The sequence below is a fragment of the Altererythrobacter sp. BO-6 genome, assembly GCF_011047315.1.
Taxonomy (GTDB): domain Bacteria; phylum Pseudomonadota; class Alphaproteobacteria; order Sphingomonadales; family Sphingomonadaceae; genus Erythrobacter.
The window spans coordinates 2,729,154-2,743,981 of record NZ_CP049259.1 but is presented as its reverse complement, the minus strand read 5'-3'; the positions used below and the strand labels follow the sequence as shown (position 1 = coordinate 2,743,981).

Here is a 14,828-nt window from a genome sequence, read left to right as displayed (position 1 = left end):
TTATGGCCAGCAACAATCCGCCGCCCGAAAGTTACACCTATGAAGATGCCGGGGTCTCGATCGACGCCGGCAATGCACTGGTCCGCGCGATCGGCCCTTTGGTGAGGGCCACGCGCCGCCCGGGCGCCGATGGCGAGATCGGTGGTTTTGGCGGTTTCTTCGATCCGCGGGCTGCCGGATACAAGGATCCGCTGCTGGTTGCTGGCAATGACGGGGTGGGCACCAAGCTCAAGCTGGCGATCGACCATGACCGGCATGACACCGTCGGGATCGACCTGGTGGCGATGTGCGTCAACGATTTGATCGTACAGGGCGCGGAACCGCTGTTCTTCCTTGACTATTTCGCCACCGGAAAACTCGAAAACGGCGTGGCCGAGCGGGTGATCGCGGGGATCGCAGACGGCTGCAAACTGGCGGGCTGCGCGCTGATTGGCGGCGAAACGGCGGAAATGCCCGGCATGTATGCGCCCGGCGACTATGACCTGGCTGGCTTTTGCGTAGGCGCGGTCGAGCGCGGCGAGCAGCTGACCGGCGAGAAGGTTGCACCGGGTCACGTGCTGATCGGCCTGGCATCCTCGGGCGTGCATTCGAACGGCTATTCGCTGGTCCGCCGCCTTGCCGCTGACAAGGGCTGGAAGCTCGATCGCCCCGCCCTGTTCGATGCCGAGCAGTTGCTGATCGACGCGCTGATCGAGCCGACGCGGATCTATGTCGCCTCGCTGCTGCCGCTGATCCGCAGCGGTTTGATCGACGGGTTGGCGCATATCACCGGTGGCGGACTGCTGGAAAACATTCCACGCGTCCTGCCCGCTGGTGCGCATGCCATGGTCGATGCCAACAGCTGGGAGCAGCCGCGGCTAATGGCTTTCCTGCAGGCGCAAGGCAACATCGAGCCAGCTGAAATGGCGCGTACCTTCAATTGCGGCACCGGCATGGTGCTGGCGGTGGCGCCGGACAAGGTCGAGGCGGTGCTCGAAGGGCTGGCGGCGGCAGGCGAAACCGCCTTCCGCATCGGCGAGATCGTGGCGGGCGAGCGCGGCTGCACCGTGCGCGGCAGCCAGGGCACCTGGAGCGCCAAGGCCGACTGGGAGGCAACGCATCTTGCCTGATGCAGCCGCGGCAAAGGCAAGAATTGCCATTTTCATTTCTGGCGGCGGGACCAATATGGCCGCGCTGCTCTATGCCAGCCGCTTGTCAGACTGCCCCTATGAGATCGCACTCGTCGCCAGCAACAGGCCCGATGCCGCTGGGCTGACGCTGGCCGAAGCTGAGGGGATCGCGACCTTTTCACATCCGCATCTGGGCATGGAGCGTGCCGACCATGATGCCGTGATGGAGCACGCCGCGCGCGATGCCGGGGCGGAGTATATCGTGCTCGCCGGCTATATGCGGATCCTGTCAGAGGAATTCGTCACCCGCTGGGCCGGCCGGATAGTCAATATTCATCCCTCGCTGCTGCCCAAGTACAAGGGCCTCGATACCCATGCGCGCGCGATCGCGGCAGGGGATAGCCACGGCGGGGCAACGGTTCACCTCGTCACGCCCGAACTCGATTCAGGAGCGATCCTGCAGCAATTGAAGGTCGCGATCCTGCCGGGCGACACTGCTCACGCACTGGCCGAGCGGGTCAAACTGGCCGAACACCAGCTCTACCCCCGTGCCTTGGCCTCCTATCTGTCGCGTGGCAGCGATCCGGAATGGCTGCTCGAACAGGTGCGCCGCCGCGCCATGGCCCTGCCCGAAGTGGAGGAGCGCCCCAGTCACGGGGCACCCGGCTGGCGGGTCGGCGGGAAAAGCGGCAAATATTTCGCCTATTTCAGCGACCGCCACCATGGCGAGGAAGCAATCGCCCTGCTGGTGAAGACCAGCGGCGTCGACGAAATGACCTCGCTGGTAGAAAGCGATCCGGCCAGTTTCTATCGCCCGGCCTTCTACGGCGCGAGCGGCTGGGTCGGGCTAGTGCTCAACCGGCGGGAACTTGACTGGGCGCAAGTGGATTATTGGTTGGAACGCAGTTGGCGCGCGGTGGCGCCCAAGCGATTGACCCGACTGATCGACGTGGCGAAGGAATTTTAGCTAGACATGCCGCCGCGCACACACCCGCTCGAACGGTCTCCCCGTGTCGACCGCCTGAATGACTGGCTCACAACAGCGTGGGACAAGGGGCTGTCGTCCTATCCCTCGCTCGATCCGCAAGAGCTGCTCGCGAAGGGCTCGAGCGACTACAAGCCGAATGACCTCGCCAGTGGCCGCAGGGAGGAAGACGCAGCAGATTTCGTGCTGCGGCTTGAGCGGCTGTGCGCGGCGCTGGTCAACGAAGCCGATCTCAACCCGCTGGGCCGCACGATCGCCCACGGTCAGCTGGCCCGGGTAATCCGCCAGCGCCATGGCCTTGGCGCACTGTGGGCGCGACGGCCCGAACTGCTCGAAACCGAGCTCGCACCGCCGATCATCGTCGTGGGCCAGATGCGCGCGGGCACAACCCGGATCCATCGCTTGCTGGCAGCCGATCCGCGCCATGCCGCCACGCGCTTTTGCGACAGCTGGCATCCGGTGCCCGAAAAGCTCGACATGCGGCCGATCTGGAGCGGCATTGCACTCGCCATGGGCCGCACGATCAACCCCTGGCTCGACACGATCCACCCTTTTAGCGCCGCACATCCGGATGAAGAACTCGGCTGGCTTGCTGCCGCGCTCAACCATGCCGCCTATGAAGCGCAATGGCGGGTGCGCGGTTACAGCATGTGGAGCGAAGCGCGAGATCCAGCACCGGTTTATCATGAGTACGCGCGCATCCTGCGCACCGATGCCGCACATGCCGGCAACGCTGACCGGGTGCGGGTGATGAAAGTGCCACAGTTTTCCGAAGACCTGCCCGCCTTGCTTGCCCAGTTCCCGGATGCGCGGCTGGTGGTCGCCCGCCGCTGCAACGAAGAAGTGTGGCGCAGCGCGGTGTCGCTGGTGGCGAACCAGATGGCGATCCAGTCAGACGCGGCCGACCTTGAATGGATCGAGCAGGAATGGCGCCGCAAGCTGGCCTTGCGCGATGAGCGGCTGGACCAGGCGCTGGCCGGATTTTCCGGTCCGGTTGCAGAACTCGATTTCGATGTACTCAATGCTGATTGGGAGGGCGCGGTTGAGGCCGCCTATGCCGCGCTGGGCATTGAGCTGACCTCCGCCGCCCGCGCCGCCATGACGGCGCAGATGCGCGGCAGCGCGGATGGCGCGCATTCTGCGCACTCTGCCCAGCTCAAGGCTTTCCGCGCCGCTGCGACCGGCTGAGAGGGCTCAGGCCTTCTTGCCGATACCCGGGATAAAGGCCCCTACTCTCTTACGATAATCGGCATATTGTTCGCCGAAGACGTCGAGCAGGTCGCGCTCCTCATAGGCAATCCCGATAATGATATAGATCGTGAATCCGGCTGCCATGAAGGCATGGCTGTAGGTCATGTCGGGCGTCGCCCACAGGCCGAGGAAGAACCCGGTATAGAGCGGGTGGCGCACCAGCTTGTAAAACAGCGGCGTGCGCATCTTCGGCGGCGCAGCTTCCTTGCCCGTCAGATTGAACCATGCCTGCTGCAAGCCGAACAGCTCGAAATGGTTGAGCAGGAAGGTCGACAGCAAAAGAATGCCCCAACCGGCCCAGAATACCGTCCAGATAGCCAGGCGCGCCGCTTCGTTCTGGACCGACCAGATCGTCCCTTCGATCGGGTGCCAGAAGTGGAACAGCGCACCAAGAACCACGACAGTCGCGAGCAAGTAGAAGCTGCGTTCCACCGGTGCCGGGACGATCTTCGTCCAACCTTCCTTGAAACCAGGCCGGGCCATCATGGAATGCTGGATGCCAAACAAGGCAATCAGGCCGGAATTGACCAGCAAGGCGGTTATCAAGGGGCCGTCGCGTCCCTGGTCTACGGTTAGCGGCATGAAATCGAAGGCACCGACCCAGCCGATAAAGAAAAGAAGAGCCGCGACAGCAGCGGAGTAAAAGGTCGCTGAAACCAGCATCAGCAGCAATCTGCCCATGATTCCCTCCCCCAGAACCATCAGGCGACCCGCAAGCACAATAGCTGATTGTTGCCCCGATAGCGAATCCACGGGGCAAGCCCTTGAATCGGAAAGGCCCCGCTGCATCTCTGCAGCGAGGCCTTCAGACAAGCCGCTTGATGCGGAGTTAGCCGACGATTTCTTCGGGCTTGAAGAAGAAGTCGATCTCGATCTTCGCATTCTCGTCGCTGTCCGAGCCGTGCACGGTGTTTTCACCGATCGACAGCGCCAGCTCCTTGCGGATCGTGCCAGGAGCGGCATCGGCCGGGTTGGTCGCGCCCATGATCTCGCGGTTGCGGGCGACGGCATCTTCGCCTTCGAGCACCTGCACCACTACCGGCTCGCTCATCATGAAGTCGACGAGTTCGCCGAAGAAAGGGCGTTCCTTGTGGACCGCATAGAAGCCTTCGGCCTGTTCGCGGGTCATGCGGATGCGCTTCGAAGCGACGACGCGCAGGCCGGCTTCTTCCAGCATCTTGGTAACCGCGCCGGTGAGGTTGCGCTTGGTGGCATCGGGCTTGATGATCGAAAAGGTGCGGGTAACCGCCATTGTTCTGTTCCTTGCGAAATGGGGGTGTTTTGGAGTTGCGCGCGCCCCTAGCGCCGAGTGGCAGCAACTGCAAGCCTTTGCGGCGTCAGGCCCCTGCGCGCCAGCGGCCGCTTTCGTCCTGCTTGTGGATCTCGCGGGTTACCCCCTCCGCCCCGTCAAGCTCGCGCCACAGGGCCCGTGCCGCATCGGTTTCGGCTGCACCGAACAGCAGCAGTGCGCGTTCGAACTGCATGGCCTCAGGCCGCCACTTCCCATCCGCCAGCAACACCATGCCCGCTCCATTGGGAGCCTCGGCCTTGTCCGAGAGCAGGATCGGCTGGCTTGCTGAATGGGCGCCATCCGCCTCGCCATTGGCCAGGAAATCCTCCGGGCTGCCGCCGCGCCACAGCTCGCGCCCGATCACCGCGCGCTGCCCCGGGTCCTCGCTAACCACCAGCAGCCGCTGGCCTGCCTGCAACACCTTGCGCGCGAGCATCACTGCAACGCGCTCAACCGGATCACGGCTGAGCTGGTAGAAGTCGACGCGGGTGGTCATCTCTTCTGGCCTACCGCTTCGCTACATGAGGCCATCTCGGCGCTCCCCCTTCGACCGGCGGCATCGTTCCGAACAATAGCGGACATTATCCCAGTCGCGTTCCCACTTCTTGCGCCAGGTGAACGGCAGGCCGCAATGCGCGCAAGTCTTGGTCGGAAGATCAGACTTGCGGCGCATGCGTGGCATGAACCGGCCCCTAGCCGCCCAGAGTGTTGCGAATGAAACGGTCGAGCAGGCGCACGCCATAGCCGGTCGCGCCTTTGTCCCACGTGCGACCGGGCTTGTCGGCCCAGACCATCCCGGCAATGTCGAGGTGCGCCCAGGGCGTGTCATTCTCAATGAAGCGTTTGAGGAATTGCGCCGCGGTGATCGATCCGGCTTCGCGCGGACCGATATTCTTCATGTCCGAAATCGGCGAATCGATCAGCTTGTCATAGGCTGCGCCCAGCGGCATCCGCCACAGCTTGTCGCCCACGCTTGCGCCCGCTTCGGCCAGATCGTTGGCGAGATCGTCGTCATTGGCGAACATGCCGCCGTGCTCATGGCCGAGCGAGATGATCATCGCGCCCGTCAGCGTCGCCAGATCGACGATCAGCGAGGGCGAGAACTCGCGCTGGGTCCAGGTCAGCGCGTCACAGAGCACCAGCCGCCCTTCGGCGTCGGTGTTGAGCACTTCGATCGTCTGCCCGCTCATCGAGGTCACGATATCGCCCGGGCGCTGTGCCTTGCCATCGGGCATGTTTTCGACCAGCCCGACGACACCGATAATGTTGGCCTTGGCCTTGCGCTTGACCAACGCCAGCATCGCTCCGGCCACTGCGCCCGCGCCTCCCATGTCCCATTTCATGTCCCACATGCCGGGTCCTGGCTTCAATGAGATACCGCCCGTGTCGAAAGTCACGCCTTTGCCGACGAAGGCCACCGGCGCATCACCGGCATTGCCGCCCATCCACTTGATCGCCAGCAGGCGCGAGGGCTGCTCGCTGCCCTGCCCCACGCCCAGCAGCGCGCCCATGCCGAGCATTTCCATCGCCGGCTCGTCAAGCACGACCAGTTCCGCGCCGGTACCCTCGAAGCGCTGCTGGCAACGCTCGACGAAGCTGACCGGATAGATCTTGTTGGCCGGCTCGGCGACGAGTTCACGGGTGAATTCAACCCCTTCTGCCACGGCGGCAGCATCGGCCCAGGCCGCTTCGGCGCCCGAAGGTGAGTTGATGACCGTGACGTTGCCGAGCGTCTTCTTCTGCTCGTCTTTCATCCGCGTGCGATAGGCGTCATGCCGCCAGGCACGCAGGCGCAGGCCCAGCAGGACTGCGGCGGCTCCCTTTGCATCCACCCCGCTGCCTGAAAGATCGAGCACCAGGTCGGTCTCGCCCGAGGTGAGATATTTCGCCGCCAGCGCCGCGCCGGCCTTCTCAAGGCCTTCGGCGCGATTGTCCCCCGTCGCATCGCCATCGCCAGCCCCTGCCAGCGCGATCCGCACCACCTGCCCGTCACGCTCCACGAAACCTTCGAACAGCTGCCCGGGATTGCCCTTGAAGCGCGCCGCTGCTGCACCGTCGACAAGCGAGCGCTCAAGCCGCGGCGGCAAGTCATCCTTGTTCGCCAAATGGGCGATAAGGCGGGCGTAGGCGGGTGCGGGGTCAGTGAAAGTGATCTGCATGGTAACTCCGAAAGGGATCAATGCGCGCAGTTTCAGGACGAGCTGATCCGCGCGCGGCAAGCTCTGGCTAATGGCGATTGCGATTAGGCGCGAGCGGTGCGATAGGCAAGGCCATGTCCCCGCCGCCGCAGCTGTGCCTGCAAGCTTCACCCTATCGCTTGCCTGTGATCGCGACCGCCTGTGCGGCGCTCACTTTGGCTGGCGCACAGCCGGCACTGGCACAAGAGTCGGCGGCGATGACACCCGATGCGGTCAAGCCAGCCGAAGAGGTGGTCCACCTGTTGCAGCAGGAGGAGCAAGCACCCCGGAGTGATCGGGCAATCCGCTTCGAAGCGCGCAATCTCGATTACGATGACGAAGCTGACGTCATCACTGCCAGCGGCGATGTGTTGCTTTCCAGTGAGGATCAGTCCGTCCGCGCCGATAATGTGCGGTGGGACCGTCGCAGCGGCACGATCTACGCCAATGGCCATGTGCGGCTGGTCGATGAAAGCGGCAACCAGCTTTACACCGAATCGGTCGAACTGACCGAAACGTTCGAAACCGGGGCGATGGCCGAATTGCTGGTGGCCCTGCGTGCTGGTGGACGTCTTGCCGCGCAAGCCGGAGAGCGCGGCGATGGCGGCGATGTTGTGCTGCGCGATGCGGCCTACACCGCCTGCCCGGTCACCACCGCCGACGGCTGCGACAAGACGCCCAGCTGGCGCATCACGGCAAGACGGATCGTATTCGATCCAGCCGAAAACCGGGTCAGCTTCGATGGGGCGATGCTGGAATTGTTCGGCGCCCGCATCCTGCCGATGCCGGGACTCGCCTTTCGCACCGACGGGCGGGCGATCTCCGGCTTCCTGGTGCCCGATTTGCGCGTGTCTGAATCCAACGGCGTCGAAGTCAGCGGCAGTTATTACTGGCGTCTGGCCGACAACAAGGACCTGACAGCAGGCACATATCTCTACACCAAGGCCGCACCGATGTTCTCGGCCGAATGGCGCCACCTGACCGACAAAGGCGCCTACCAGATCACCGGCTACGGGACCCACAGCCGCCGCATCGCCACCTTTACCGACGCACCGACGACCGAGCGCGACCTGCGCGGCTATCTCTTTGCCAATGGCCGGTTCCAGCTAAGCCCTGAATGGAGCATCACGGGATCGGTCAGGCTGGCGAGCGACCGGACCTTCCTGCGCCGCTATGACATCAGCCGCGATGACCGTTTGCGCTCTACCTTCAACCTCGAGCGGATCGACGACCAGTCCTATTTCAGCCTTGCGGGATGGGCCACGCAGACGCTGCGGCTCGAGGCGCCGCAGGGGCAAGTACCGATGGCCTTGCCGGTCATCGATTACCGGCACCGGCTGGCCGATCCGCTGATTGGCGGCACGGTGGAGCTGCAAGCCAATACGCTCAGCCTGACACGGCAGGACGGCCAGGACACGCAGCGTGCCTTCGCATCCGCGCGCTGGGACCTGCGCCGGCTGACCGGGCTTGGGCAAGTGGTCACGCTGACTGGCCTGGCGCGCGGCGATGTCTACCACAGCGACGAGAACGGCTTTACCGCGACAGAGATCTACCGCGGCAATTCGGGCTGGCAGAGCCGCGCGATTGCCGTTGGTGCGATCGACGTGGAATGGCCTTTCGTGGGTGAGGCATTTGGCGGCACGCAGGTTTTCAAGCCGCGCGTCCAGCTGGTCGCCAGCCCTTCGATCCGTAATCTGCAGGTCCCCAACGAGGACGCCCGAGCGATCGACCTTGAGGATTCGAACCTGTTCGCGCTCAACCGTTTCCCGGGTTATGACCGGATCGAAGACGGCGTTCGCCTGACCTATGGCCTCGATTGGGAGCTGCAGCGCCCCGGCTGGCGGGTGAAGAGCACAATCGGTCAATCCTATCGCTTTGACACGGCGCGCACGATCCTGCCCGATGGCACGGGCCTTTCCGAACGGGTGTCGGACTTTGTCGGCCGCACCGAAATGCGCTTCCGCGACACGGTGAAGCTGACCCACCGCTTTCGCCTGGACAAGGACAATTTCCAGATCCGCCGCAATGAATTCGATGCGACGGTGGGCAATGAACGCACCTATGTCGAAGTTGGATATCTTCGGCTCAATCGCGACATCGCCAATATCGAGGATTTGCAGGACCGCGAGGAATTGCGCGCGTCGCTGCGCGTCGCTTTCGCGCGCTATTGGTCGGTGTTCGGTTCGGGCGTGGTCAATTTGACCGACCGTAACGAGGACCCGACCTTTTCCAGCGACGGTTTCGAGCCGATCCGCACGCGGTTGGGCGTCGCCTATCGCGACGAGTGCCTGGAATTCGGGCTGACCTGGCGGCGCGACTATGTGAACGCGGGCGACGCCGCCCGGGGAAACACGTTCCAGCTGACCTTTGCGCTGCGCAATCTCGGCCTGCGCTGACGGGTTAATGCGCGAAAATGACTTGCGGGGATTGCCCCAAGTTCAAGCGTTGGCAGGCACGCGCAAACCGGTTATCTGGGCGGCGACTAACCGGTGCGGGACCGGCTCAGCTATCGTTCAGCCGGGTCTTGCCAGGATTTACGGGAAACGGGCGCCTTTGCGCGCTGCAATTGGATTGATCGCGTGACACGCAAAAGCCTGAACAAAATGCTTCTTCCCCTGGCCGCAGCAGCCGGGATGATCGCTGCGCCTGCCGCGATCCTGAGCGCGCAAACCGCGCCGGCGGCGGACGATCCGCTGCGGATTCCATCCGATTTCTCGTTGCTGGGTGAACCCAACCCGAACGTTCGCACCGCCACCGCGATCGTCAACGGCCATGTGATCACCGGCACCGACGTTGACCAGCGCGTGGCGCTGGTGACCTCCGCATCGCGCAACCAGCTGGGGCCGGAAGAGCTGCAGCGACTGAGGATGCAGGTGCTGCGCAATTTGATCGACGAAACGCTCCAGATTCAGGCGGCAGAAGCCCAGGAAATAACGGTCGAGCAGTCGTCGATCGATTCGACCTATAACAATGTCGCTGCGGAAAACTTCGGCCAGGACACCAAGGCCATGGACGAGTACCTGCGTTCGATCGGATCCTCCCCCGCCTCTTTGAAGCGGCAGATCCAGGGCGAACTGGCGTGGCAGCGACTGCTCAGCCGCAATGTCTCGCCCTTCGTCAATGTGTCCGAGGAAGAGGTCAACGAACTGCTCAAGCGGCTTGAGGCCTCGCGCGGGACCGACGAGTACCGGCTTGGCGAAATCTTCCTGTCGGCAACACCGGAAAATCGTGCAACCGTGCTCCAGACCGGCCAGCAGATCATGGAACAGCTGCAACAGGGCGGCAGCTTCGTTGCCTATGCCCGGCAGTTTTCCGAAGCGTCGACAGCCGCAGTCGGGGGTGACCTCGGCTTTGTCAGGCTGGCCCAGCTTCCGGCCGAACTAGCGACGGTAGCTACTGAAATGCAGCCCGGCCAGCTGGTTGGCCCGATCGAAATTCCCGGCGGTTTCTCGATCCTCTACCTGATCGACAAGCGCCAGGTGCTGATGGCCGATCCGCGCGACGCCTTGCTGAGCCTCAAGCAGATTTCGATCGATTTCGCACCGGACACCACACAGGAAGCGGCAACGGCACGCGTTGAAGCTTTCGCTGCCGGCGTTCGTTCCATGCGCGGATGCGGGGACGCCGATACGGTAGCGGCGTCGCTGGGTGCCAATGTCGTTACAAACGACCAGATCCGCGCGCGCTCGCTGCCGGAACAGCTCCAGAATATCGTGCTGAACCTCCAGCTTGGGCAATCGACGCCTCCGTTCGGCTCGATTGCGGAAGGGGTGCGGGTACTCATGCTGTGCGGCCGCGACGATCCCAAGGTCGAAGGCGGGCCGAGCTTCGATCAGCTGCTGAACCAGCTGGAAGACGAGCGCATCAACAAGCGCGCACAGCGCTATCTGCGCGACCTGCGTAACGACGCATACATCGAGTACAATTGAGCGTTGCCCTGCCTGCGCCGATAGCCGTTTCGCTGGGCGATCCGGCGGGAATCGGGCCGGAAATCATCGCTGAGGCCTGGGCTAGGCGCGATAGCGCGCAGGTGCCTCCGTTCTTCGCAGTCGGCGGCGCGGCAATACTGCAAGCTGCAGCGCAAGGCCGTGGCCTGACGGTTCCGCTGATCGCGATAACCACGCCGGCTGAGGCGGCTTCGGCTTTCGCTACCGCTCTGCCGGTGCTGGGCGGCAAGGACGCTGCCTTCAGCCCCGGCAAGCCCGATGAAGCCGGTGCGCGGCTTGCGCTGCATTCGCTCGAGCAGGCCGCACGGCTCGTGACGGGCGGGAATGCCAGCGCGATCGTGGACCGCGCCCATTGCCAAGTCGGAACTGGCAAAGGTCGGCTTCGGCTATCCCGGACAAACCGAATTCCTAGCTCATGCCTGCGGCTTGCCAGAGCGTGATGCGGTAATGATGCTGGCCGGGCCGACTTTGCGCACAGTGCCGCTGACGGTCCATTGCGCCCTGGCCGATGTTCCCGCCCTGCTGAGCCATGACCTGATCTGCCACAAGGCACGCATCACCGCGCATGCGCTGGAGCGCGACTTCGGCATTGCCCATCCGCGGCTGGCCGTCGCGGGGCTCAACCCGCATGCAGGCGAAGGCGGCAAGTTCGGCGATGAGGAAGCGCGCATCATCGCCCCGGCCATCGCAGCATTGCAGGCGGAAGGGATCGACGCGACCGGTCCGCATCCGGCCGATGCCCTGTTCACCCCGCGTGCCCGCAGCCAGTATCATGCCGCTCTGTGCATGTACCATGACCAGGCGCTGGTGCCGCTCAAGGCGCTCGAATTCGACGAAGGGGTCAATGTGACATTGGGCCTGCCGATCGTGCGGACCTCGCCCGATCACGGCACCGCCTTCGACATCGCGGGCAAAGGCATTGCCGATCCCGGCGCGATGATTGCGGCGATCCGCATGGCAGGGGAAATGGCGCTTCGGCGGGCGAGCCATGCCTGACCTGCCTCCCCTGCGAGAGGTTATCGCGAAACACGGGCTCAGCGCATCCAAGGCGCTGGGCCAGAACTTCCTGTTCGATGCGCAATTGCTTGACCGGATTGCTGCGATCCCGGGCAATCTGTCAGGCCAAGCAGTGCTGGAAATCGGCCCTGGCCCCGGCGGGCTGACGCGCGCGCTGCTCAAGGCCGGTGCCCGTGTGACCGCGATAGAAATGGACAAGCGCTGCCTGCCCGCGCTGGCCGAGCTCGCCGAAGCCTACCCCGGCCAGCTGCGTGTGATCGAAGGCGACGCTTTGAAACTGGACCACGGCGAGCTGATGGGGGGCGAACCCTTCGCCATTGTCGCGAACCTGCCCTACAATGTCGGCACCGCGCTGTTCACCCGCTGGCTGGGCGGCGAGCAATGGCCGCCGCAATGGACCTCGCTGACACTGATGTTCCAGCTGGAGGTGGCGCAGCGCATCGTCGCCGAGCCGGGCAGCGGTGCATATGGCAGGCTGGCGGTGCTGGCGCAGTGGCGCAGCGCAGCGAAGCTGGCAATGAAGGTGCACCGCAGTGCCTTTACTCCGCCGCCCAAGGTCATGAGCGCCATCGTCCATGTGACGCCTGCGGCGATGCCCGAAGGGGTTTCCGCGCGGGTTCTGGAGCGACTGACGGAGGCCGCTTTCGGCCAGCGCCGCAAGATGCTGCGCCAAAGCCTGAAGGGCGTTCCCGGAGCGCTGGAAGCACTAGGAAAGCTCGGGATCGACGAAACGCGCCGCGCCGAAACTTTGGGCGTTGACGATTTCGTCGCTGTGGCGCGGGTTTTGTCCTAGCTGCCCTTTTTCACCCGCCGCCAATGATGCAGCAGTGGCTCGGTGTAGCCGCTCGGTTGCTCGACGCCCTTGAACACCAGGTCGCAAGCCGCGCGGAAAGCTTCGCCATCCTCATTACCCACCAGCGGAGTGTAAAGCGGATCGCCCGCGTTCTGCGCGTCGACCTTGGCGGCCATGCGGCGCAGGCTGTCCATCACCTGTTCCCTGTTCACCACGCCGTGGAGCAGCCAGTTGGCCATGTGCTGGCTGGAGATGCGCAGCGTCGCGCGGTCTTCCATCAGGCCCACGTCGTTGATGTCGGGCACCTTGGAGCAGCCGACGCCCTGGTCGATCCAGCGCACGACATAGCCGAGCAACCCCTGCGCATTGTTGTCGAGCTCTTCGCGCAGTTCGTCTTCCGACCAGTTGACGCCTTCAGCCAGCGGGATGCTCAGCAAATCGTCGAGCGGCGGGATCTCGCCCAGCCCCTTCTGCTCGGCAAAGACGTCGCACTGGTGATAATGCAGCGCGTGCAGCGTCGCGGCGGTGGGTGACGGGACCCAGGCGGTGTTCGCCCCGGCCTTCAGATGGCCGATCTTCTCGACCATCATCTGCTTCATCAGATCGGGCGCGGCCCACATGCCCTTGCCGATCTGCGCCCGGCCAGAAAGGCCATGCTTGAGGCCGATCGCGACATTGCGCTTCTCATAGGCGGTGAGCCATGTGCTGGTCTTCATCGCCCCCTTGCGGAGCATCGGCCCCGCCTGCATCGAGGTGTGGATCTCGTCCCCGGTGCGATCAAGGAAGCCGGTGTTGATGAACACGACGCGGTCCTTCACCGCGTGGATGCAGGCGGCAAGGTTCGCCGAGGTGCGACGCTCTTCGTCCATCACGCCGACCTTGATCGTCTGGCGCGGCAGGCCGAGCAGGTCTTCCACGGCATCGAACAGATCATTGGTGAAAGCGCATTCTTCCGGCCCGTGCATCTTGGGCTTCACAATGTAGATGCTGCCGGTCTTCGAATTACGGTAACGGCCATGGCCTTCGACATCGAGCGCGCCGATCGCGCTGGTGAACACAGCGTCCATGATGCCTTCGGGCACTTCACCCCCGTCCGCCAGCCGGATCGCCGGGTTGGTCATCAGGTGTCCGACATTGCGCACGAACAGCAGGCTACGCCCAGGCAGACTGTGCTCGCTGCCATCGCGATCGGTGTAGGCCTTGTCACCTGCCAGCGCGCGGGTGAGCGTGCGACCGCCCTTCTCGAAGCTTTCCTGCAGGTCGCCGCGGATCACGCCCAGCCAGTTGGAATAGGCGAGCAGCTTGTCTTCGGCATCGACCGCCGCGACCGAATCCTCGCAGTCGCAGATGGTCGTCAGCGCGGATCTGCAGATGATGTCAGCGATCCCGGCCTTGTCGGTCTTGCCCACCGGATGCGCGCGGTCGAACACAACTTCGATGTGCAAGCCGTTGTTTACGAACAGCAAACCCTTGTCGGTCTTGCCGACATACTGGCTCTCATCCTGCAGTTTGCCGTCGTGCTCGTCCTTCAGGTCAGCCCAGCTCTGATCCACCAGAGGAAGCGCCTGATCCAGGAATTCGCGCCCGCGCGCGATCACCGCTGCGCCGCGATCCTCGTCATAGCCGCCGGGCCGTGCAGGCGGCGCATCGAGCGCGTCGGTACCGTAGAATGCATCGTACAGGCTGCCCCAGCGCGCATTGGCGGCGTTGAGCAGGAAACGCGCATTCAGCACCGGCACCACCAGCTGCGGGCCGGCCATGGTGGCGATTTCAGGATCGACGTTCTGCGTGCCGATGGTGAAGTCGCCGGGCTCTGGCACGAGATAGCCGATTTCGGTCAGGAACGCCTTGTAGGCCGCCGCATCGTGTGGTCTCCCAGCGCGCTCGACATGCCACGCGTCGATCTGTGCCTGCAGTTCGTCACGCTTGGCCAGCAGCGCGCGATTACGCGGCGCAAAATCAGCCAGCAGCTCCGCAAATCCGCGCCAGAAAGCATCGACATCACGGCCCAGTGGCCCCAGCACTTCGCTTTCCAGGAAGGTCGCCAGACGCGGATCGATCCCGATCCCGGCACGATTTGCAAATTCGCTCACAGATTCCTCGCACAGCTAGGCCTGCCGACACCTGGCAAGCGGTTCGTCGATGTGTTCCTGGGGAGGAGAGGAGCGGGCTATGGCCAATGCAAAAGCCAATTGCAACCGCACTTTGGGATGAGTTGCGCAGACGGCTTGGCCTGACGCTACGGCGCGGCTAGAGCG

The 14,828-nt window shown here is 63.9% G+C and carries 12 protein-coding genes and 1 pseudogene; 7 read left to right on the top strand and 6 right to left on the bottom strand.

The annotated features are described in order from the left end of the window. Positions 1–2: 2 nt before the first annotated feature. Genes purM through G6N82_RS13340 form a run of 3 tightly spaced genes read left to right on the top strand, consistent with a single transcriptional unit; the run spans position 3 to position 3,282 of the window. On the top strand, positions 3–1,109 hold the full coding sequence (gene purM / locus G6N82_RS13350; RefSeq protein WP_165198265.1) for a phosphoribosylformylglycinamidine cyclo-ligase: 1,107 nt from the start codon (positions 3–5) through the stop codon (positions 1,107–1,109). Further along, the gene (purN, locus tag G6N82_RS13345; protein ID WP_165198267.1) at positions 1,099–2,076 is read left to right on the top strand and encodes a phosphoribosylglycinamide formyltransferase; all 978 of its coding nucleotides are present in this window, start codon (positions 1,099–1,101) and stop codon (positions 2,074–2,076) included. Before purM ends, purN begins: the two co-directional genes overlap by 11 nt. A gap of 6 nt (positions 2,077–2,082) precedes the next feature. Further along, positions 2,083–3,282: a sulfotransferase gene (locus G6N82_RS13340; RefSeq protein WP_165197197.1), complete on the top strand. Its 1,200-nt coding sequence runs from the start codon at positions 2,083–2,085 to the stop codon at positions 3,280–3,282. Positions 3,283–3,288: 6 nt separating this feature from the next. Here G6N82_RS13340 and mddA read toward each other — a convergent pair whose 3' ends face one another. The 5 genes from mddA to G6N82_RS13315 form a co-directional block, all read right to left on the bottom strand. Further along, positions 3,289–4,026 carry a methanethiol S-methyltransferase gene (gene mddA, locus G6N82_RS13335; RefSeq protein WP_206520222.1) on the bottom strand — a complete coding sequence of 246 codons (738 nt, stop codon included), beginning with the start codon at positions 4,024–4,026 and terminating at the stop codon, positions 3,289–3,291. A 148-nt stretch (positions 4,027–4,174) separates the two neighbouring features. Beyond that, positions 4,175–4,597, bottom strand: a complete 423-nt coding sequence (gene ndk / locus G6N82_RS13330; protein ID WP_165197195.1) for a nucleoside-diphosphate kinase — start codon at positions 4,595–4,597, stop codon at positions 4,175–4,177. Positions 4,598–4,682: 85 nt separating this feature from the next. Then, positions 4,683–5,132: a DNA polymerase III subunit chi gene (locus tag G6N82_RS13325; protein WP_165197193.1), complete on the bottom strand. Its 450-nt coding sequence runs from the start codon at positions 5,130–5,132 to the stop codon at positions 4,683–4,685. Positions 5,133–5,153: 21 nt separating this feature from the next. Continuing rightward, entirely contained in the window at positions 5,154–5,318 is a 165-nt protein-coding gene (locus tag G6N82_RS13320; RefSeq protein ID WP_165197191.1) for a DUF2256 domain-containing protein, read from the bottom strand. Between the two features lie 10 nt (positions 5,319–5,328). Next, positions 5,329–6,795 carry a leucyl aminopeptidase gene (locus G6N82_RS13315; RefSeq protein ID WP_165197189.1) on the bottom strand — a complete coding sequence of 489 codons (1,467 nt, stop codon included), beginning with the start codon at positions 6,793–6,795 and terminating at the stop codon, positions 5,329–5,331. Between the two features lie 113 nt (positions 6,796–6,908). Between G6N82_RS13315 and lptD the strand changes: the two genes are divergently transcribed. From lptD to rsmA, 4 genes and pseudogenes are all read left to right on the top strand, one after another. After that, complete coding sequence (gene lptD, locus G6N82_RS13310; RefSeq protein ID WP_165197187.1) at positions 6,909–9,209, top strand: LPS assembly protein LptD; 2,301 nt, start codon at positions 6,909–6,911, stop codon at positions 9,207–9,209. Positions 9,210–9,416: 207 nt separating this feature from the next. Further along, on the top strand, positions 9,417–10,742 hold the full coding sequence (locus G6N82_RS13305; RefSeq protein WP_165197185.1) for a peptidylprolyl isomerase: 1,326 nt from the start codon (positions 9,417–9,419) through the stop codon (positions 10,740–10,742). A gap of 8 nt (positions 10,743–10,750) precedes the next feature. Further along, positions 10,751–11,756, top strand: a pseudogene (gene pdxA / locus G6N82_RS13300) (4-hydroxythreonine-4-phosphate dehydrogenase PdxA). Continuing rightward, positions 11,749–12,570: a 16S rRNA (adenine(1518)-N(6)/adenine(1519)-N(6))-dimethyltransferase RsmA gene (gene rsmA / locus G6N82_RS13295; protein ID WP_165197183.1), complete on the top strand. Its 822-nt coding sequence runs from the start codon at positions 11,749–11,751 to the stop codon at positions 12,568–12,570. The pseudogene pdxA and the gene rsmA overlap by 8 nt, the downstream one beginning before the upstream one ends. Here rsmA and G6N82_RS13290 read toward each other — a convergent pair. Further along, the gene (locus G6N82_RS13290) at positions 12,567–14,663 is read right to left on the bottom strand and encodes a malate synthase G (RefSeq protein WP_165197181.1); all 2,097 of its coding nucleotides are present in this window, start codon (positions 14,661–14,663) and stop codon (positions 12,567–12,569) included. The genes rsmA and G6N82_RS13290 overlap by 4 nt on opposite strands. Positions 14,664–14,828 lie beyond the last annotated feature (165 nt).

Excerpts from the sequence above, each read along its gene's own strand:
- lptD (WP_165197187.1), top strand. The coding sequence starts at position 6,909 with ATGTCCCCGCCGCCGCAGCTGTGCCTGCAAGCTTCACCCTATCGCTTG.
- ndk (WP_165197195.1), bottom strand. The coding sequence starts at position 4,597 with ATGGCGGTTACCCGCACCTTTTCGATCATCAAGCCCGATGCCACCAAG.
- G6N82_RS13315 (WP_165197189.1), bottom strand. The coding sequence starts at position 6,795 with ATGCAGATCACTTTCACTGACCCCGCACCCGCCTACGCCCGCCTTATC.
- G6N82_RS13325 (WP_165197193.1), bottom strand. The coding sequence starts at position 5,132 with ATGACCACCCGCGTCGACTTCTACCAGCTCAGCCGTGATCCGGTTGAG.
- G6N82_RS13320 (WP_165197191.1), bottom strand. The coding sequence starts at position 5,318 with ATGCCACGCATGCGCCGCAAGTCTGATCTTCCGACCAAGACTTGCGCG.
- mddA (WP_206520222.1), bottom strand. The coding sequence starts at position 4,026 with ATGGGCAGATTGCTGCTGATGCTGGTTTCAGCGACCTTTTACTCCGCT.
- G6N82_RS13305 (WP_165197185.1), top strand. The coding sequence starts at position 9,417 with ATGCTTCTTCCCCTGGCCGCAGCAGCCGGGATGATCGCTGCGCCTGCC.
- G6N82_RS13340 (WP_165197197.1), top strand. The coding sequence starts at position 2,083 with ATGCCGCCGCGCACACACCCGCTCGAACGGTCTCCCCGTGTCGACCGC.
- purM (WP_165198265.1), top strand. The coding sequence starts at position 3 with ATGGCCAGCAACAATCCGCCGCCCGAAAGTTACACCTATGAAGATGCC.
- rsmA (WP_165197183.1), top strand. The coding sequence starts at position 11,749 with ATGCCTGACCTGCCTCCCCTGCGAGAGGTTATCGCGAAACACGGGCTC.